General features: G+C 65.4%; 17 protein-coding genes. 1 reads left to right on the forward strand and 16 read right to left on the reverse strand.

Annotated elements, in window-relative coordinates:
• From AC1DRP_RS19140 to AC1DRP_RS19205, 14 genes are all read right to left on the reverse strand, one after another.
• On the reverse strand, positions 1-350 hold a 350-nt coding region (locus AC1DRP_RS19140), incomplete at its 3' end, for an aminotransferase class IV (RefSeq protein ID WP_476769280.1).
• 162 nt (positions 351-512) lie between these two features.
• On the reverse strand, positions 513-2108 hold the full coding sequence (locus AC1DRP_RS19145; RefSeq protein WP_441506636.1) for an ABC transporter ATP-binding protein: 1596 nt from the start codon (positions 2106-2108) through the stop codon (positions 513-515).
• A gap of 1 nt (position 2109) precedes the next feature.
• Complete coding sequence (locus tag AC1DRP_RS19150; RefSeq protein WP_441506635.1) at positions 2110-3231, reverse strand: ABC transporter permease subunit; 1122 nt, start codon at positions 3229-3231, stop codon at positions 2110-2112.
• A gap of 4 nt (positions 3232-3235) precedes the next feature.
• Positions 3236-4156 carry an ABC transporter permease subunit gene (locus AC1DRP_RS19155; protein WP_476769281.1) on the reverse strand — a complete coding sequence of 307 codons (921 nt, stop codon included), beginning with the start codon at positions 4154-4156 and terminating at the stop codon, positions 3236-3238.
• 65 nt (positions 4157-4221) lie between these two features.
• The gene (locus tag AC1DRP_RS19160; RefSeq protein WP_441489116.1) at positions 4222-5823 is read right to left on the reverse strand and encodes a peptide ABC transporter substrate-binding protein; all 1602 of its coding nucleotides are present in this window, start codon (positions 5821-5823) and stop codon (positions 4222-4224) included.
• A 131-nt stretch (positions 5824-5954) separates the two neighbouring features.
• Entirely contained in the window at positions 5955-7073 is a 1119-nt protein-coding gene (locus tag AC1DRP_RS19165) for an alpha/beta hydrolase family protein (RefSeq protein ID WP_441506634.1), read from the reverse strand.
• 76 nt (positions 7074-7149) lie between these two features.
• The gene (locus tag AC1DRP_RS19170) at positions 7150-9447 is read right to left on the reverse strand and encodes an NADP-dependent malic enzyme (protein ID WP_476769282.1); all 2298 of its coding nucleotides are present in this window, start codon (positions 9445-9447) and stop codon (positions 7150-7152) included.
• A gap of 118 nt (positions 9448-9565) precedes the next feature.
• A complete protein-coding gene (locus AC1DRP_RS19175; RefSeq protein ID WP_476769283.1) occupies positions 9566-10585 on the reverse strand; it encodes an ABC transporter ATP-binding protein in 1020 nt (339 codons plus the stop codon).
• Entirely contained in the window at positions 10582-11568 is a 987-nt protein-coding gene (locus tag AC1DRP_RS19180) for an ABC transporter ATP-binding protein (protein WP_476769284.1), read from the reverse strand. Before AC1DRP_RS19180 ends, AC1DRP_RS19175 begins: the two co-directional genes overlap by 4 nt.
• 4 nt (positions 11569-11572) lie before the next feature.
• A complete protein-coding gene (locus tag AC1DRP_RS19185; protein WP_476769297.1) occupies positions 11573-12409 on the reverse strand; it encodes an ABC transporter permease in 837 nt (278 codons plus the stop codon).
• On the reverse strand, positions 12388-13320 hold the full coding sequence (locus AC1DRP_RS19190) for an ABC transporter permease (RefSeq protein WP_476769285.1): 933 nt from the start codon (positions 13318-13320) through the stop codon (positions 12388-12390). Before AC1DRP_RS19190 ends, AC1DRP_RS19185 begins: the two co-directional genes overlap by 22 nt.
• Before the next feature lie 151 nt (positions 13321-13471).
• A complete protein-coding gene (locus AC1DRP_RS19195) occupies positions 13472-15064 on the reverse strand; it encodes an ABC transporter substrate-binding protein (RefSeq protein WP_476769286.1) in 1593 nt (530 codons plus the stop codon).
• Positions 15065-15208: 144 nt separating this feature from the next.
• Entirely contained in the window at positions 15209-15445 is a 237-nt protein-coding gene (locus AC1DRP_RS19200) for an Lrp/AsnC ligand binding domain-containing protein (protein WP_038361355.1), read from the reverse strand.
• Between the two features lie 50 nt (positions 15446-15495).
• A complete protein-coding gene (locus AC1DRP_RS19205; protein WP_476769287.1) occupies positions 15496-16320 on the reverse strand; it encodes an alpha/beta hydrolase in 825 nt (274 codons plus the stop codon).
• A gap of 150 nt (positions 16321-16470) precedes the next feature.
• On the opposite strand from AC1DRP_RS19205, the gene AC1DRP_RS19210 reads away from it, so the two are divergent.
• On the forward strand, positions 16471-17472 hold the full coding sequence (locus AC1DRP_RS19210; RefSeq protein WP_441506627.1) for an asparaginase: 1002 nt from the start codon (positions 16471-16473) through the stop codon (positions 17470-17472).
• 97 nt (positions 17473-17569) lie between these two features.
• On the opposite strand, the gene AC1DRP_RS19215 is transcribed toward AC1DRP_RS19210, so the two are convergent.
• Together AC1DRP_RS19215 and meaB are read right to left on the reverse strand one after the other, a co-directional pair.
• Positions 17570-18946, reverse strand: a complete 1377-nt coding sequence (locus AC1DRP_RS19215) for a TIGR03808 family TAT-translocated repetitive protein (RefSeq protein ID WP_441506626.1) — start codon at positions 18944-18946, stop codon at positions 17570-17572.
• 106 nt (positions 18947-19052) lie between these two features.
• Positions 19053-20027: a methylmalonyl Co-A mutase-associated GTPase MeaB gene (gene meaB / locus AC1DRP_RS19220; protein ID WP_441506625.1), complete on the reverse strand. Its 975-nt coding sequence runs from the start codon at positions 20025-20027 to the stop codon at positions 19053-19055.

Below are 20027 nucleotides of genomic sequence, written 5' to 3' on the forward strand. Positions count from 1 at the left end.
TGCGAGAACATCACCAGGGTCGGCGCCACATCCTTCGGGAAGGCGAAGTCACGGTCGGCAGCGCCGYGCGAGACCTGGAGATAGATACCGCCCTCGTCGATATTGTTGAGCTTGATCAGCTCCTCATGGATGGCGGTCAGTTCGGCGCGCGACCAGGGCAGGGCGAGCCGGATTTCTCCGCAGKAGCGCTCCAGACGGGCAAGATGCGCGTCGCAGTCGACCAGCTTGCCGCCGAGCACCGCCGAGACCTCGTAGATGCCGTCGCCGAAGATGAAGCCGCGGTCGAAAATCGAGATCCTGGCCTCTTCCTCGGGCAGGTACTCACCATTCACATAGACAATACGGCTCATCGGCTTCGGTCTCGTGGTTGAAGGAACGTCGGCATTGGTAGCGGAGGCGCGGGCGGGAGGCGAGTGCCAAAGCCGGCTTGCAGATCGGCGTCGGGCGCAACACTGCCGCGCCGAAGGGACGAGGACCGCCACGGCCACCGGGCCGGACCGGATATCTTCCGTTTACGCCTTGAGCGCGGCCGCGATCAGCCTCTGCGTGTAGCCCTCGCGCGGTGCGGCGAAAATCGCCTCGGTTGGTCCGCTTTCGACGACGCTGCCATCCTTCATCACCATGATCGTGTCGGCCATGGCGCGGACCACGGCGAGGTCGTGGCTGATGAAGAGATAGGAGAGGTCGTGGCGGGCCTGGAGGTCCTTGAGCAACGCCACGATGCTCTTCTGCACGGTACGATCGAGCGCCGAGGTCGGCTCGTCCAGTACGACCAGCGCCGGGTGCAGGATCATCGCGCGCGCGATCGCGATGCGTTGGCGCTGGCCGCCCGAGAATTCGTGCGGATAGCGGTTGCGCAGGCGCGGATCGAGCGAGACCTCCTCCAGGGCCTGCGCCGCGCGCATGTCGCGTTCGGCGCGCGTCAGATGGGGCGCGTGGACCAGCAGCCCCTCGCTGACGATCTCGCCTACGGTGAGCCGCGGCGAGAGCGAGCCGAATGGGTCCTGGAAAACGACCTGCAGGCTCTTGCGCAGCGGCCGCATCTGCGAGCGATCGAGCGGCGCCAGCGCCCGGTCCTCGAATCGGATCTGCCCGCTGGCCGGCACGAGCCTGAGTAGCGCCTTTCCCAGCGTCGACTTTCCCGAGCCGGACTCCCCGACGATGCCGATGGTCTGGCCGCGCTGCAGGGTCAGATCGACACCGTCGACGGCGTGGAGCAAGCCGTTCCTGCGCTTGAGAAAGCCACGACCGAGATCGTAGCTGACGCGCAGGTCACGGGCCTCGAGCAGGATCGGGGCGCCCTTCGGCGCAGGTTGCTTATGGCCTGCGGGCTCTGCCGAGAGCAGCAGCTTGGTATAGGGATGGCTCGGTGCTGCGAAGAGGACCTCGGTGGTTCCGCTCTCCACCACTTCGCCAGACTTCATCACATAGACGCGCTCTGCATATTTCCGCACCAGCCCGAGATCGTGGCTGATCAGGACGACGGCCATGCCGAGCCGCTTTCTGAGATCGGCGATCAGCGCCAGGATCTCGGCCTCGATGGTGACGTCGAGCGCTGTCGTCGGTTCGTCGGCAATCAGGATATCGGGATCATTGGCCAGGGCCATCGCGATCATGACGCGTTGGCGCTGCCCGCCTGAGAGCTCGTGCGGATAGGCATCGAGCCGTTCCTGCGGCCGGGGAATCTGGACGAGTTTCAGGAGTTCGAGCGCCCGCGTCCGCGCGGCGCTGCGTGACAATCCCTGGTGTTTGCGCAGAGGCGCGGCCATCTGGCTGCCGATCCGGAACAGCGGGTCGAGCGATGTCATGGGCTCCTGGAAAATCATCGCGAGCTTCCGGCCGCGATAGGCATTGAGTTGCTTGGGTTTCAGCCCGAGCAGCTCCGTGCCGCGATAGCGGATCGAGCCTTCCACCTCGCCATTCCCAGCGAGCAGGCCCATCGCGGCCATCACCGTCTGGCTTTTGCCGGAACCGGATTCGCCGACGATGGCGACGAATTCGCCGGCTCCGACAGCGATATCGACGCCGTTCACCGCATCGAGCAGCCCATCATTGGTCCGGAAGCGCACGCGCAGGTCGCGGATCTCGAGGATCGGAGCGTCCCCCATCTCAGCGATCCCTGGGATCGAGCGCGTCGCGCAGGCCATCGCCGAGGAAGTTCAGCGCGAACAGCGTGGTCACCAGGAAGCTCGCCGGGAAGATCAGCATCCAGGGCGCGCCCTGGATCGAGCGGGCGCCGTCCGAGATCAGCACGCCCCAGCTCGTCATCGGCTCCTGCACGCCGAGGCCGAGGAAGGAGAGAAAACTCTCGAGCAGGATGATCTTCGGCACCAGCAGCGTGACATAGATGATGACTGGGCCAAGCGTGTTGGGAATGACATGGCGCCTCAGGATGCCGCCGGTCGTGACGCCGAGCGCCTCGGCCGCCAGCACATATTCCTGTCGCTTGATCGAGAGTGTCTGTCCGCGAACGATCCGGGCCATGTCGAGCCATTCGATCGCGCCGACGGCAAGGAACATCAGGATGAAATTCCGGCCGAAGAAGACGACCAGCAGGATGACGAAGAAGATGAAGGGCAGCGAATAGAGCACGTCGACGATGCGCATCATCAGCATGTCGACGCGCCCGCCGAGATAGCCCGCCGTTGCGCCGTAGCTGACGCCGATCACGAGCGCGACACCTGTCGCGAGCAGGCCGATCGCCAGGGAAACCCGCCCGGCGATTAGCGTGCGGGTCAGCAGGTCGCGGCCATTGGCATCGGTGCCGAACCAGAAGCGCTGCCGCTTGATCGGTACCTCCAGAGCGAGCCTGCGGCCATCTTCCTCATTGGCCAGGATCTTCGGGGTCCCGAACTGGTCTGAGCGATCGAAATAGACGAGAAGCCGCTGATCGATCGGGCGCTGTGACGTCAGCGTCAGGCGCACGCCGTCCCGGCTTATTGCGACATCGCCCGCCGTTGCCCGGACGCGTGAGGCGATGCGTTGCACGGCGGCCGGTATCGCCTCGGCCTTGGGATAGCTCTCGATGCTGGCGGGCACACGGACATAGTCCTGGTAGACCCGATCATGCGGATGCCCGGTCATCAACGGGCCGATCAGGCAGGCCAGCGTCATCAGCGCCAGCACGATCAGGCTCGCGACCGCTGCGCGGTTGCGCATCAGGCGGATGCGCGCATCCTGCCAGAGCGAGCGCCCGGTGACGGGCAGGGGGGCAAGCGTGATCTCGCTCATGCGCTCACTCCAGCCTGACGCGCGGATCGAGCAGCGCATAGACAACGTCGACGACGAGATTGAAGACCAGCACGAAGATCGCCACGACAACGACCGTGCCCATCACCAGGGTGTAGTCGCGGTTGAGCGCACCCTCGACGAAATAGCGGCCGATTCCGGGAACGGCGAAGATGCTCTCGACCACGACCGAGCCCGTCAGCAAGGCCGCGGCGGCCGGCCCGAGATAGGAGACGACGGGCAGGGCCGCGCCGCGCAGCGCATGCAGTGCGACCGTCACGCTGGAAAGCCCTTGTGCCCGCAAGGTGCGGATATGGTTGGCGCGCAGGGTCTCGATCATCGCCGCGCGGGTCATCCGCGCGATCACCGCGATCTGCGGCAGCGCCAAAGTCACGATCGGCAGGATAGTGTTGCGGACCGCACCGCCATTCCRGCCGCCGACCGGCAACCAGGCCAGCATCAGCCCGAAGACGATCTGCAGCACGGGCGCGACCACGAAGTTGGGAATGGTGATGCCGGCAGTGGCAAAACCCATCACCGCATGGTCGGCATGCTCGTTCTGGCGGAAGGCTGCGAGCACGCCGAGCGGGCCGCCGATTAGCAGGGCAAGAGCGAGTGCCGATGCGCCCAGCCGCATCGAGACCGGCAGCCCCTGCGCGAAGAGCTCGGCGATAGAGAAGTCGCGGAAGTAGAAGGAAGGGCCGAAATCACCCCTGATCAAAGCCGCGAGATAGGTCAGATATTGCTGATAGAGCGGCCGGTCGAGCTGATAGATCCGGCGCAGGTTCTCCATCACCTTCGCTTCCAGCGGCTGTTCGAGGTCGAACGGCCCGCCCGGTGCGACGCGCATCAGGAAGAAGGAAATCGTCACGATCACGAACAGGGTCGGGATCGCGATGGCGAGGCGACGCAGGATGAAGGAGAGCATTCCGAATGAACCGGGCCGTCTGCGGTGTCATGACCGGGCAGGCCCGGCCRTGACACGCGGGTTTCTTACGGCTTCAGGCTCATGAAGCGTGTCGGCAGCGCGCCGCGCAGATTCTGCTGGAAGCCGACGAGCTTGGGCGAGACCAGGTTCTTCGACGAATAGAACATCACCGGAATCCACGGCACCTCGGCAGCCAGGATCGCGTCGGCCTCGCGCAGGATCGCGGCGCGCTTGGTCAGGTCGATCTCGTCGGCGGCCTTGGCCAGCAAGCCGTCGAAGGTCGGGTTGTTGTACTTGCCGGAATTGAACCCCTTGTTGTCGCTGAGGAACAGAAACAGGAAGTTCTGCGGGTCCGAAAAATCGCCGATCCAGCCATAGCGGGCGATGTCGAAATCGCCACCGTCACGCAGAAGGGCGAAATGGGTCTTGCCGTCGGTGTTGATGAAGCTGGTCTCGACGCCGAGTGCCTTCCACTGCTCGGCAATGGCGATGACGGTGCGTCGGTTGTTGTCGGTCGTGTTGTAGCGGAGCTGTATCTTCAAGGGCATGCCGGGCCCGAAGCCCGCATCCTTGAGCAACTGCTTGGCCTTCTCCTCGCGGTCGAGCGGCGAGGCGTTCTTGAAGTCGGCTTCGGCGGCCGTGCCGTAATTGCCGATATTCGGCGGAATGACGCCATAGGCCGGCAGCATCGTGCCACCCCAGATCTCGTCGGCGATGAACTCACGGTCGAGCACCATGGAAAGGGCCTGGCGGACGCGGACATCGTCGAAGGGCTTCTTCGAGCTGTTGATGATGAGGAAATAGGTGCCGAGATAGGGCGCGATCTTGACTTGATCGCCCAGTTTTTCGCGCAGCTGCTTGATCTGGTCGGCGGGGATGTCGGTCGTCATATGCAGTTCGCCGGCCTGGAAGCGCCGGGCGGCGGCGGCGAGGTCCGGCGACGGATAATAGATCACTGTATCGATCTTGACGTTGGCCGCGTCGTGGAAGGCCTTGTTCTTTTCAAGCTTGATATGGGAGTTCGGCACGAACTCCTTGAGCACATAGGCGCCGTTCGAAACCCAGTTCTCCGGCTTGACGAAATCGCTGCCGAATTTCTCGACTGAGGCCGGATGGACCGGAAGTCCGGTCTGGTGCGTCAGCAATTCGAGAAAATACGGGGTCGATCGCTCCAGCTTGATCTCGAGCGTCGTGTCATTGACGGCCGTCACACCCAGATCGGCAAGCTTCGCGCCCCCGTCGCTCTTGTTGATCTTCTCCGCGTTCAGGATCGGATAGAGAATGTTCGCGTATTTCGCCCCCGTCTCGGGATTGACCATCCGCCGCAGCGAGAAGACGAAATCCGAGGCCTTCACCGCGTCCCCGTTTGACCATTTCGCATTAGGGCGCAGCTTGAAGGTGTAGGTCTTGCCGTCCGGGCTGATCGTCCAGCTTTCGGCCACGCCGGGCACGACGGTGCCGTTGATGTGGTGGATGACGAGCCCTTCGGAGAGATCACGCAGCAGATGCGCTTCCGACACGGTCGAGGTCTTGTGCGCGTCGAGCGTCTCGGGATCGGAGTCGTTGCCGCGATGGAAGGTGACCTGGGCTTGTGCGACCGTGGTGGTGGCGAGCGCCAGAGCCGCGGCAATGGCGAGCGGCGCCGCGCGGCGCGTGATCCTGAACATGACGAAACTCCCCTGAGGGCAGGTCTTCCTGCCTGTTCCTGACATGACCGGGAGAGTAGAGCGCGCTGCTCGCGCGCTGCCAAGCAGGAAAAAAACTTGCAGGCAGGAAAAGTCTTGATCCCCGTTTTCGTTTACGGGGCGCCGCCGGAGGGCAGCATGAACGTGTCGTTCTCGAAGGCGATCACGCAATCGCCAGCGGCCTTGGCGCAATCGTTCAGTGTCGCTTCCTTGGCGCGATCGAGCGTCTGAGAGCCAAAGGTGTAGCGGAAATGCTTGCGTGACCGGCTGAGCGCCATCGCCTTCTCGCCGGGCGCTGCAAAATACTGCTCGAATGCGGCGGCGCGTGCCGTCAGCCCCAGCTTGGCAAAGAGCTCCCTTGCCTGGGCGGGCGACCAGGTCGGCAGCTTCCAGGCACGCAGCGACGCGTCCACCTCGCGCAGCCAGAAGAACCGGGCTTGTCCGTGACGGAAGATCAGGTGACCAGTGGGCCGGACTTCGGGGAGCTCGACGAAGCGGATATCGCCGCCGGCATCGCGTGCGGCGCCGCGCATGCGATCGACGAGCGCGGGCGGAAACAGCTCGTCGTTTTTCGCATAGATCCAGAGCTGTGGTGGCGCGCCGGGCACCTGCCAGCCCTTGACGATGCCGACCAGCGCATCGCGCGCCTTGTCGACACAGCTGTCGATATTCAGGCCGCCGGCGACATTGACGATGCCGCGCAAGCCCGCTGGTTTGCGCTGGGCGAGCGCCAGGACCGCCGCGCCTCCCGCCGATTCTCCGACCGCAATGGCGCGCGCCGGGTCGACATCGTCGCGCTGTTGCAGCACCCGCAGGGCGGCTTCGAGTTCGCTGGCATCCGCCTCGAATCGGCTGGTGAAATCGAGATCGGCGCAGGAGGTCGAGGCCGGGAAGGGCCCGTCCGACTGGCCGAAGCCACGACGCATGACGACGGCTGCGAGCCAGCCACGCCGGGCAAAATCCCGGGCGACGGTGGCGTAGGACGCCGCCCGCAAATCGCCCATGCTGACGCTGCTCGAGGATTTGCCATGAGTGATCAGCGCCAGCGGGAGGCGACCCTCAGCACGCTCCGGCCTGACGATCAGCGCCTCGAGCCTGATGTCACGCCCCTCGAGCTTGATCCGGAGGAAGGTGCTCTCCTCGCGCAGGGGCTCCTGCGCGCTGGCCGCTGCCGCGGCCAGGATCGGAAGCATGACAGCCGCGAGCCGCAGCAGCATCCTGGTGATGCGCATGGCCTGTTCCCCGCAATCCCGGTCCGCCGGAGCACCGCAGAATGGCAGGAAACGGCGCCGCTGCAACGCCTCCTGACTAGGCTGGCGAAGCCGCAGCGCGTTCCTGCGCCTCGACCACGGCCACGGCCGTCATGTTGACGACGCCGCGTGCCGTCACCGAACCGGTCAGGATATGCACCGGCTTGGCCGCTCCGATCAGGATCGGGCCGACCGGGAGCGCATCCGCCAGCACCTTGGCGAACTGGTAGGCGATGTTGGCGGCGTCGAGATTCGGGAAGATCAGCACATTGGCGACGCCCTTGAGATGCGAGGAGGGCAGCACCCTGTCGCGCACCATCGGCAGGAGGGCGGTGTCGGCCTCCATCTCACCGTCGCATTCGAGTTCCGGCGCGCGCTCGCGGATCAGGCAGACCGCCTTGCGCATCTTCAGCGAGGAGGGGGTGTCGGCCGCGCCGAAATCCGAATGAGAGAGCAGGGCGATCTTGGGCGGGATGCCGAAGCGCGAGACATGGCTCGCCGCGATCACCGCCATGTCGGCGATCTCCTCAGCGGTCGGATCATGCTTCACATGGGTGTCGGCCAGGAAGAAGGCGCCCTTGTTGGTGATGATCAGCGTCATCGCCGAGATGTCGCGTGCTCCGGGCGCAAGCCCGATGATGTCCTTGATGTGCCGCAGCCGCGACAGAAAGCGCCCTTCCAGGCCGKTGATCATGGCATCGGCCTCGCCGCGCATCACCGAGAGTGCCGCGATCACCGTGTTGTTGGTGCGCACCAGCACGCGTGCGGCCTCCGGCGTGATGCCCCGCCGGCCGGCGATCTCGAGATAGGTCTGCACGTAGTCGCGATAACGCGGATCATCCTCGGGGTTGATCACCTCGCAATCGATGCCTGGCCGGATCGTCAGGCCGAAGCGCTTCACCCGGGTTTCGATGACGCTCGGGCGGCCGATCAGGATCGGCACGGCCATGCCTTCCTCCAGCGCCACTTGAGCGGCGCGCAGCACGCGCTCATCCTCGCCTTCGGCGTAGATGACGCGCTTGGGGTCGGCCTTCGCCTGCGCAAAGAGCGGCTTCATGATGAAGCCGGAACGGAAGACGAAGCGCGACAGGTCCTCGCGATAGGCCTCGATATCGGCCAGCGGCTTGCGTGCGACGCCGGTATCCATCGCGGCCTGCGCGACTGCCGGGGCAATGCGCAGGATCAGGCGCGGATCGAACGGGTTCGGGATCAGCGAGGTCGCACCGAATGTCTGCGATTCGCCGCCATAGGCGCGCGCCGCGATGTCGGACGTGGCCTCCCGCGCCAGCGATGCAATCGCGCGCACGGCGGCGAGCTTCATCGCTTCGTTGATCGTCGTGGCGTGCACATCGAGCGCGCCGCGGAAGATGTAGGGGAAGCACAGGACGTTGTTGACCTGGTTCGGATAGTCCGAGCGGCCGGTGCAGATCATCGCGTCAGGACGTGCGGCAAGCGCATCCTCCGGCGTAATCTCCGGGTTCGGGTTGGCCAGCGCCAGGATCAGCGGACTCGCCGCCATGCGCTTGGCCATCTCGGGCTTCAGAACGCCGGCGGCAGACAGGCCGAGGAAGACATCGGCGTCGCCGATCACGTCGCTGAGCGTCCGCGCATCGGTCTCCTGCGCATAGACCTCCTTCCAGCGGTCCATCAGCGTGTTGCGGCCCTTGTGGACCACGCCTTCAAGGTCGGTGACCCAGATATTCCGGCGCCTGGCCCCGAGCTCGACCAGAAGGTTGAGGCAGGCAAGCGCGGCTGCGCCGGCGCCGGAGACGACGATCTTGACGTCGCCGATCTGTTTTCCCGCGAGATCGAGCCCGTTCAGGATCGCGGCGCTGACGATGATCGCGGTGCCGTGCTGATCGTCATGGAAGACCGGGATGTTCATCCGGGCCTTGAGCTGCTCCTCGATCTCGAAGCATTCGGGACCCTTGATGTCCTCGAGGTTGATGCCGCCGAAGGTCGGTTCCAGCGCCGCAACGACATCGACGAATTTCTCGATGTTCTTCTGGTCGACCTCGATGTCGAAGCAGTCGATCCCGGCGAATTTCTTGAACAGGACCGCCTTGCCCTCCATCACCGGCTTGGAAGCGAGCGGGCCGATATCGCCGAGGCCGAGAACGGCTGTGCCGTTGGTGATGACCGCGACGAGGTTCTGGCGCGAGGTCAGTTCGGCGGCTTCCGCGGGGTCGTCGACGATCGCCTCGCAGGCGGCAGCCACACCGGGAGAATAGGCGAGCGCCAGGTCGCGCTGGTTGCCGAGAGGCTTCGTTGCCTGGATCTCGAGCTTACCGGGCCGGGGCAGGCGGTGGTAGACGAGCGCGCCCGAGCGAAGATCCGTCGACAAGGTGCTTTTCATCGTCCTGCGTTCCTGGCTCCACGGCCCAAGGCCAAATCAGCTTGGAGGTCGCCCGGAAACGCGGTGCCGTCAAGCGTGCCGGGGGCAACAATCATTCAACCGAAACGACAGGATCGCTTCAGGCCGCCATCGCTCCGACGCCGCCGTCATGCAAGTGACAGGCCGCGACATGGCCGGACGCGATCGTTTTCAGCGCTGGCCGCTCCGCCTTGCAGCGCGGCCCGGCATGCGGACAGCGCGGGTGGAAATGGCAACCTGATGGCGGGTGCAGCGGCGAGGGGATCTCGCCGCTGACCGGCGCAAAACGCTTCTTGCGAGCCGTGATCGTCGGCACATTGGCGAGCAGTGCCTGGGCATAGGGGTGCTGCGGCCCCTTGAAGAGGGCGGCGGCGGGCGCGGCCTCGACGACACGGCCGAGATACATGATCACGACCCGGTCCGAGAGGTGCCGGACGACGCCGAGGTCGTGGCTGATGAAGAGGTAGGTCAGGTTGAGTTCGTCGCGCAGCTTCATGAAAAGATTCAGGACCTGGGCCTGAATCGAGACATCGAGAGCAGCCACGCTTTCGTCGCAGACGACGAATTCCGGCTTCACCGCCAGTGCTCTCGCGATGCCGATGCGGGCACGTTGGCCGCCCGAGAACTGGTGCGGATAGCGCCGCTTGTAGGTCGGGTCGAGGCCGACGCGATTGAGAATATCGTCGACATAATCCGCYTGGCCGGCGCGTGTCGTCAGCCCGTGCACGACGGGCGCTTCGCCGACGATGTCGCTGACCCGCATGCGCGGGTTGAGCGAGGACATCGGGTCCTGGAAGATCATCTGGATGGCCAGCGTCGCAGCGTGGCGCTCCTCGGTGCCCATCTCGTCGGTATAGCGCCCGCGCCAGCTCACGCGGCCGGCGCTCGCCTTGTGAATCCCCGCGACGACCCGTCCGAGCGTTGATTTGCCGCAGCCGGATTCGCCGACCAGCCCGACGACCTCGCCGGCCCGGATCGAGAGATCGACGCTGTCGACCGCGTGCACGACCTCTTCGGTATTGCCGGCGCCGAACCAGTTCGCGAATTTCGCGGCCGCGTCGAGCGGTTTGGCGAAGCGCTTCGAGACGCTTTCGAGGGTGAGGATCGGTGTATCGTTCATGCCGCAACCCCGGTTCCGCTCAGGGGATGATGACAGCGCACGCCGCGCTCGCCGGGGAAAGCCGTCGTGGCTGGCGCGATCGTGAGGCAGTCGCCCTGAGCGTAGTCGCAGCGTGGGGCAAAGGCGCAGCCCTGCGGCAGGCGAGCGAGCGAAGGCGTCGAGCCCCTGATCTGGCGCAGCATCTCACCAGGTTCCCCCTCGCTCGGCAGCGAGCCGAGCAGGCCGGCGGTATAGGGGTGCAAGGGCGTGTCGAGCACGGGATCGACCGCGCCCGCCTCGACGATGCGGCCGGCATACATCACCGCGATCCGGTCGGCGAGCCCGGCGACGACGCCGAGGTCATGGGTGATCCAGACCAGGGCAGTCCCGGTTTCGGCACAGAGGGATTGCATCTCGGCAAGGATCTGGCTCTGGATGGTGACGTCGAGCGCGGTGGTCGGCTCGTCGCAAATGATCAGCGGTGGACGATGCAGCAGCGCGATCGCGATCGCGACACGCTGGCGCATGCCGCCCGAGAACTGGTGCGGATAGGCATTMAACCGCTCTTCGGGCGAGGGGATGCCGACTTTGGCGAGGGCATCCCGGGCGCGGGCCCGCGCTGCCTTGTGCGAGACCTTGTCATGGGCGGTGACGGCTTCGATCATTTGCGTGTCGATGCGCAGGACCGGGTTCAGCGTCATCATCGGATCCTGGAAGATCATCGCGACCTCGCGACCGCGGACCGTCCGGAATTCGTCTTCCCCGAGGCCGACGAGCTCCTTGCCGTTGAGCTTGATCGAGCCCTCGACAATGCGGCCGGGGGGATCGATCAGCCCCATGATCGAGAAGCCGGTGACCGATTTGCCCGAGCCGGATTCGCCGACCAGGCCGAGCACTTCCCCGCGACGGACATGGAACGAGACGCCGTCGACCGACTTCACCGTGCCGGCGCGGGTGAAGAAATGGGTCTTGAGATCGCTGACCTGGAGCACGTGATCGCTCATGGCTTCACTTCTCCAGGCGCGGGTTCAACACGTCGCGCAACCTGTCGCCGACCAGGTTGATCGAGACGATGGTCATGAGCAAGGCGAGGCCGGGGAAGACCGAGATCCAGTAGCTGCCCGAGATCATGTACTGGAAGCCGTTGGCGATCAGCACGCCGAGCGACGGCTCCGTTTGCGGCAGGCCGACTCCGAGGAACGACAGCGTCGCCTCCAGCGAGATCGCATGCGCGGTCTGCACGGTCGCGATCACGATGACCGGGGCGAGGCAGTTCGGCAGGATATGGCGGAAGACGGTGCGCGCATGGGAGAGGCCGAGCGACTGCGCCGCTTCGACATATTCCTTGCGGCGCTCGACCAGCGCGGAGCCGCGGACGGTGCGGGCGTAATAGGCCCATTGCACGATGACGAGGGCWATGATGATCTTGTCGACGCCCTTGCCGAGCGCMGCGACCAGGATCAGCGCGACGAGGACCGAGGGCAGCGATAGTTGCAGGTCGACGAGCCGCATGATCACGGTCTCGACCTTGCCGCCGGCATAGGCGGCGATCAGTCCGACGGTCATGCCGACGGTCGCGGCGATCAGCCCGGAGAAGGCCCCCACCATCAGCGAAATGCGCAGGCCGTAGAGAATGCCGGAGAGCAGATCGCGGCCGACACCGTCGGAGCCCAGCCACATCGTAAAGCCCTCGCCGGCCACGGCGCCTGGCGGCTGGCGGGAGTCCATCACATCGACCGCCGCGAGGTCATAGGGGTTTTGCGGGGCAATCAGCRGCGCGGCGAGCGCCAGCAGCACGATCGTCGCGAAGACCAGGAGGCCGATCAGCGCAACGCGATCCTCGATGAAGCTGCGGAGAACAGCACGACGACAACCATGACATAGGCGACGATGACCGGTCGATCGAGCCGGGTGATCGCCTCCAGCAGGAGGCGGCCCATGCCGGGCCAGGCGAAGATCGTCTCCGTCACCACGGAAAAGGCGACGAGCGAGCCGAATTCGAGCCCGAGCACGGTGACGATCGGGATCATGATGTTCTTCAGGATGTGGACGCCGATGATCCGGCTCTGTGAAAGGCCCTTGGCACGGGCGAATTTGACATAGTCCATCAGGGCCGCCTCGCGTGCCCCGGCCCGTGCCAGGCGGATGACAAGCGAGATCTTGAGCAGTGCGAGGTTCAGCGCCGGCAGGGCCACATGCTGCCAGCCGTCGAGCGTCAGCAGCGAAGTCTCGATGCCGAAGACGGAGACGGTTTCGCCCCGGCCCGTGGCGGGGAACCAGCCCAATCCGACGGCAAAGGCGAGGATCAGCATCAGCCCGACCCAGAATGTCGGCAGCGAGAAGCCGAGGATCGAGATCGCCATGATCGCGCGCGAGGCCTTGCTCTCCGGTTTCAGCCCCGCATAGAGGCCAAGCGGCAGCCCGATCACGATCGCCATGAAAAGCGCGACAAGGGCGAGTTCCAGCGTCGCCGGCATGCGCGACAGGATGAGCTTGATCGCGGACTCGCCATGCACGAAGGAGCGGCCGAGATCGCCTTGCATGGCATTCTTCAGGAAGATCAGGAACTGTTCCCAGATCGGTCGGTCGAGGCCGAGCGAGCGGGCCGTTTCGGCGATCTGCTCCTGGTTCATCTCCGGCGAGACGAGCATGTAGATCGGGTCGCCGACGACGTTCACACCGAAGAAGACGATGACCAGCATCGCGCCGATGACGAAGAGGGCCTGCGCCAGGCGACGAAGGATGAAGGCAGCCATCGGGTTGGTTCCTTCGCGAGCGGGATGGTGTGCGCGAACGCAGCGCTCAAAACAGCGTGGCCGGGTTTGCTCCGACCCTTCCGTGACCAGCGGTCATCGGCGAGAGGTTCCCGGGCCTGAGCCCGGGAACGACGTCAATCCGCCGACGCGGTCACTGCTTGGTGACGGAGGTCGCGAGCGTGTACTCGTCGGAGCGCGGCTCGACCTTGAAGCCCTTGCGGGCAGCCCAGGTGTTGAGCTGGAAATGTGTCGGGATCAGCCCGACATCGTTCATGCCGATCTCCATCGCCTCGCCGAAGATGGCATCGCGCTTCTTGTCGTCGACCGTGCGCAGGCCTTCCTCGACCTTCGCGTCGAAGGCCGGGTTGGAGTAGCGGCCGCGATTGGTCGCTCCCATGCCCTTCTGCGGGTTGAAGGTCGCAAGCAGCGCCTTGAGCGAGTCCGAGGACTCGCCCGTTCCGGCGGCCCAGCCGACGAGGATGAAGGAGAATTCCGGCACATTGCCCGCTGCGCCCTGCGAGGCGCGGGTGAAGAAGTTGGCCGGGGGCAGCGTCTCGACCTCGGTCTCGATGCCGAGCCGCGCGAACATCTGGGCGACAGCCTCGATGATCTTGGTGTCGTTGGTGTAGCGCCCGTTCGGCCCGTGCATCTTCATCTTGAAGCCGTTCGGGTACCCGGCCTCGGCCAGCAGCTTCTTGGCGCCGGCGAGATCGAAGGCGACCGGCTTCAGGTTCTTGGAGGTGCCGAAGAATGAATCGGGCAGGAGCTGGCCAGCGGGGATCGCCTCCTTCTCCATGATGCGCTCGACGATGCCCGGCCGATTGATCGCCATCGAAAGCGCCTTGCGGACGCGGACATCCCTCAGCGGATTCTTGATCTCGGAGCCGTCCTTGCCCTTGATGAAGGGGGAGACGTCGCGGAAATGGTCCATGTGGAAATAGACCACGCGGTTCGAGACCTGGCTGACGACATTCAGGTTCTTGTCGCCCTTGAGCTTGGCGACATCCGAGGTCGGAACGGCTTCGATCATGTCGACATCGCCGGCGAGCAGGGCCGCGACCCGGGTGGGCGCCGAAGTGACGACACGGAACGTCACCTTCTTCCAGAGATCCTTGCTGCCGCCCCACCAGCTGTCATTGGCGGTCATGACGACGCGGTCGCCCGAGACGAACTCGGCCTGCTTGTAGGGGCCGGTGCCGCCCGCCGCGCATTTGCCGGCGTTGAATTCCTCGGTGGTGGTGTCCTTGCACTTGGCGGAGATGACGCCGAAGGTCGAAAGATCGGTCGGCACCAGCGGCGCCGGCGCGGCGGTCTTGATGCGGATCGTGTAGTCGTCGACCTTGCTGATCTCCTTGCCGCGGACATAGGCCGAGAAGCTCGAGGGGCTCTTGGGCACGTTCGGCGCGCGCTGGAAGGTCGCGAGCACGTCGTCGGCGGTGAAGGGCGAGCCGTCATGGAACTTGACGTTCTGGCGGAGCCTGAACTCCCAGGTCGTGTCGTCGATCGCCTTCCAGCTTTCGGCGAGGCTGGGAACCAGCCGCTGCGAGGCGTCCTGGCCGACCAGCGGCTCGTAGATGTGCCGGGCCAGCATGTTGTTGGGGGTCAGGTTGTGATAGTGCGGGTCCATCGCGCTCGGCTCGGCCGAGATGCCGATGCGCAATTCCTGCGCGACAGCGGCACCCGCGACCAGAGACAGCGCCGCGGCCATGGCGGCGCGGCTGGCGAGTGTGGCGACGTTTCTCATTGAAAGAACCTCCCGAGTTCAGTGGATATTTTGGCGGATCGGAGCCGGCATGGCCAGCAGCCACCGCGTGGAGAATGTCCTTCTCCACGGATTCGTAGGGCCGGAGCATGCCTGCGCGTGGCAGGATGAGGACGGTAAAGGGCCTCAGAACGCCTTGAAGGTGATGATCGTGTGCGTGTCGGCGATCTCGGGGATCGACTGCACCTTCTGCGCTACGAAATGGCCGATATCGACATCCGCGGCGACGTGGAACTTGGCCAGGATGTCGTAATTGCCGGCGGTCGAATAAATCTCCGAGGCGATCTCGCGATCAGCGAGTTCGCTGGCGACCTCATAGGTCTTGCCGAGCTTGCATTTGATCTCGACGAAGAAGGTCTGCATCACGCGCTCCGAAAATCCTGTCCCTCTGGATAGAGCCTCGCGCCGGAAGATCAAGCGCCTGCGAGTTCGGCGAGGCGCTTGCTCATTGCACTGTCGGGGTCGGGAAGATCGGCAAGGACGGTGAAATGGTTCGCGCCGTCGATCTCGCCATACTGCGTCCTGACGCCTTCCAGGCCCCAGACATCGGTGATGCGGCGGCTCTGCTTCAGGTATTCATCGCTTTCGGCCCCGCCGACCACGGCGTCCATCAGCAATCCCGAGGGGGCCGGCCAGAACAATGGGCTCTCCCGCTCGGCCGATTCCATGTCGAGTCCGAGCGCCTTGTTGATGCTCGTCTCGGTCAGGGGCTTCAGGTTGTAGAGGCCGGAGATGCCATAGGCTGCCGGCACCAGCTGGTCCGGCAGGTCGGGGTCGACATTCTTCCAGTCGGTGGCGAGCAGGCAGGCGGCGAGATGCCCGCCCGCCGAATGGCCCGATGCGACGATCGGCCGGTTGAACTGCCGCCAGAGGGCCGCCGCCGCCTGCTGCAGCTCCCAGACGATGTGGCCGAGCTCGACCTGTGGGCAGAGATCGTAGCCCGCGACCGCCATGGGAACGCCKAGCCGGTTCACGCCGCGCGCCATATGCGAGAAATAGGAGCGGTCGAGCGCCTGCCAGTAGCCACCATGGATGAAGAGCACGATGGCGTTGCCCTTGACCGCCTCGGGCTTGAACAGGTCGTAATGTTGCCGCTCGCCCGGGCCATAGGAGATGCCGAGTTCGCTGACCGCGATACCGCGATAGGCCGCAGCGTCCGCCTGCCAGCCGGCAATGATTCCGGGATGCTCCGGCACGCGGGCGCGGTTATTGTATTCTGTCTCGTAATCCGTCGACATGGCTGGCTCGGCTTCTCCGGCTCTGCGGCTGCGGACCACGTCCTGAATCGCAGGCCACGCCAGTCTGCGCTATGGCTTTTGACAGGTCGAGCCGCAAACGCCACAAGGCTGGGCACCATGTGCATGGCCTCTGCGAGCTTGGAGATCGTTATGGAAAACCCCGTTCTTGCCGAGGTGATGCGCGGCGCCGTCGTCGAATCGCGCCATCGCGGCGCTGCAATCGTGGTCGATGCGGACGGCGCTGTGGTGCTTTCGCTGGGGGATGTCGAGCGCCCCGTGTTCCCGCGCTCGGCGGTGAAGGCGATCCAGGCCCTGCCGCTGTTCGAGAGCGGCGCTGCCGACCGCTACGGTTTGACCGAAGCCGAGATCGCGCTTGCCGTCGCCTCGCATTCCGGCGAGCCGGCTCATGCCGAAACCTCGCTCGGCATGCTGAGGAAGGCCGGTCGCGATGCCGGTTGCCTCGAATGCGGCGCGCATTGGCCGATGAACGAGGCTGCGGCGCGCGCCATTTCCAAGGCAGGCCAGGAACCGACCGCTCTCAACAACAACTGTTCGGGCAAGCATGCCGGTTTCGTCTGCCTGTCCTGCGGCCTGGATGAGGACCCGACCGGCTACGTCAAGGCCGGCCACGCCGTCCAGAAGGCGGTGCGCGGCGCGCTCGAAGAGGTGACAGGCGCGGCCCACTCCGCCGATCTCATGGGCACCGACGGCTGCTCGATTCCGACCTATGCCGTGCCGCTGACGTCGCTGGCGCTGGGCTTCGCCCGTCTCGGCTCCGGCCACGGGCTTGGGCCGAAGCGCGCCGAGGCCGCACTGCGCATCCGCAAGGCGGTCGCTGCTCACCCCTTCATGGTCGCGGGAACCGGCCGGTTCGACACGCGCGCGATGGAACTCCTGCGCGAGCGCATCTTCATCAAGACCGGCGCGGAAGGCGTCTATTGCGGCGCGATTCCGGAACTCGGGCTCGGCATTGCGCTGAAATGCGATGACGGGGCAGGGCGCGCGGCCGAGGTGGTGATGGCCTCGCTGATCGCGCGCTTCCTGCCGATGAGCGAGACGGAGGCGGCGAGCTTTGCGCCGCTGCGCGAAAGCGTCCTGAAGAACTGGAACGGCATCGAGGTCGGGCGCGTGAGGGCGGCAGCCAGCGCTTAAATCATCGGATCGGATATCGTATCCGGTCCGATCGTCTACCCTTTTGTGATCGCGTCGGCTTTCCTGAAGAACAGCTATCCACTTTCGGGCCGGTGCTTCAGCTCACCGCGTTGTTCTCGACACGGATGCCGGTCGCCCGCTTGTCAGCGCCTTGCGTCAGGTCGCCAGTGACGATCGTGCCGTATTCGGTGCCGAGGACGGCACCGAGCTTCGCGTCCGCAATGACATTGTTGGCGATCAGGGCGTTGCGTTCCTTCGGCACCAGCGAGACCGAGATGCCGATCCCGGTCTTGCGAACGATGTTGCCGGTGGCCACGAGGTTGCGCATGGCCCAGGACCAGCCGAGCGAGATGCCGACATCGCTGGCATTCTCCACGACATTGCCGGTCACGGCGGCCTCCGCCTCGACATGCACGCCCATGCCCCCGACCGGCTCCTTGCCTTTCGGGGCATAACCCTTCTGGGCGTTGCTGATGATGTTGTTGGCGACGACGGCGAGCCGCCCGCCATGGTCGAGATTGGTGACGTTTATGCCCATGGCGCAATCCTCCAGCAGATTGCCGCTGATGATGGCGCCCTCGAAGGCGAATTCCGAATAGAGCGCGGTCTCGCCGCAGCGCTTGCCCTGGTTGCCRATGATCTGCACGGTCGAACCGGAGTTGTTCCGGATGAAGGTCAGCGCGCAGTCGCGCAGGCTGTTGCTCTCGATGATGACACCGCCGGCGCGGAACAGGCTGATGCCGTTGCCATTAGGCCCGTCACCGCCGGAATCCGAACGGATGCGGTTGATCCGATTGCCGCGAATGAGYGACTGATCGTCGCCCGCCTGGCTGCGCCAGATCTGGATACCGTTATTGCCGCAATCCTCGATCTGGTTGCCTTCGATCGAGAGCCCGCGCGAATCGAGCGAGAACAGCGCCGATTCGCGCATGCTGCGAAACCTGCTGGCCTGGATCCGCCCCGCTGTTCGGGTCAGGACGAGGCCGACCGAGCCCGCATTGGCGAACTCGCATTCATTCAGGGTGAGCTCCAGGACCTCCTCGGCGGCCACAAGTCCGGCTCGCTCGCTGGCGCGGATGTCGAGCCCGTCGAGACTGAGCCCTGTCAGCGCCGTGCGCTTGATGCGGCGGGCGATGAGCAGCGGGCCTGCTTGCGCCGCGACGAGCTGCGTGGCGCCGGGGACACCGACCAGCCGTGAGCCCTCGGGCAGGATGACGTTGGACACGCGATAGCGCCCCGGCGGCAGCAGCAAGGGCGCGCCGCGCCTGGCCGCTTCCGCGAGCGCATTCTGAAGCGGCCGTGACTGATCGTCGGCGGAGCCGGGGCGCAGTCCGAAATGAGTAGCCTCCAGTCCGAGCTGACCGAGCGCGCGCGCCGGTTCGCTCCGCGGTGCCTGCTGTGCCGCCGCCGGAACAACGGATCCTGCTGTCCCAAAAACGGTCGCGGCCAGCAGGGAACGTCGAGAAATCGCCATGAGGGCCTCCATGACGCCGCAGGCTTACAAGCCGCGTGCCGGCCTGGTTGTGCCGTTTCAGGCCCGCGCGCCGGCCGGCCAGCCCCATCCGTCGCGATCACTCACCTCAAAGGCCGAGCGCCCGCGCGATCTCGTCGGCCGCCAGGGTGGGGTTGAGTTCTCCTGCCCCGACGGCTGCTTCAAGCGCGGGGGTCCGTGCCTTGAGGACGGGATCATGGCGGAGCCTGGCGCGCAGGCGGTCTTCGACCATGGCCCACATCCATTTGACGTCCTGCTGGCGACGCTTCTCCTGGATCAGGTTCCTCGCACCCATCCGCTGGCGATGATCCTCGACCTTCGCCCAGAGCGTGTCGAGCCCATCGCCCGTCAGCCCCGAGACCGTCACCACCGGAGTGGACCAGACGCTCGATACGGGAGCGAGAATGTGCAGGGCCGCGCGGTACTGCGCCGCTGCGGCCTTCGCCGCCACGGCTCCGGCGCCGTCCGCCTTGTTGACGGCGATCATGTCGGCGAGCTCGATGATGCCCTTCTTGATGCCCTGCAATTCGTCGCCGGCATTGGGCAGCATCAGCACGAGAAAGAAATCGGTGAGATCGGCGACCGCGGTCTCCGACTGGCCGACGCCCACCGTCTCGACCAGGATGACGTCGAAGCCGGCGGCCTCRCAGAGCAGCATCGTTTCGCGCGTCTTGGCTGCGACGCCACCGAGCGTGCCGGAAGACGGGGAGGGGCGGATATAGGCGCTGGGGTCGATGGCAAGGCGGGCCATCCGCGTCTTGTCACCCAGGATCGAACCGCCGCTCCGCGTCGAGGATGGATCGACCGCCAGCACGGCGACCTTGTGACCGAGCCCTGTCAGGTAGGTGCCGAGTGCATCGATGGTGGTCGACTTGCCGACCCCGGGAACGCCGGTGATGCCGACCCGGATCGATTTTCCGGTGTGCGGCAGCACCTGCTGGATCAGGGCATGGGCCTGCCTGCGATGATCGGCCCGGCGGGATTCCACGAGCGTGATGGCACGCGCCAGGGCCGCCCGTTCACCGGAGAGAATTGCATCGGCGAGGGTGGAGACGTCAGCCAT

This window comes from Allobosea sp. 01N443, from assembly GCF_056399325.1.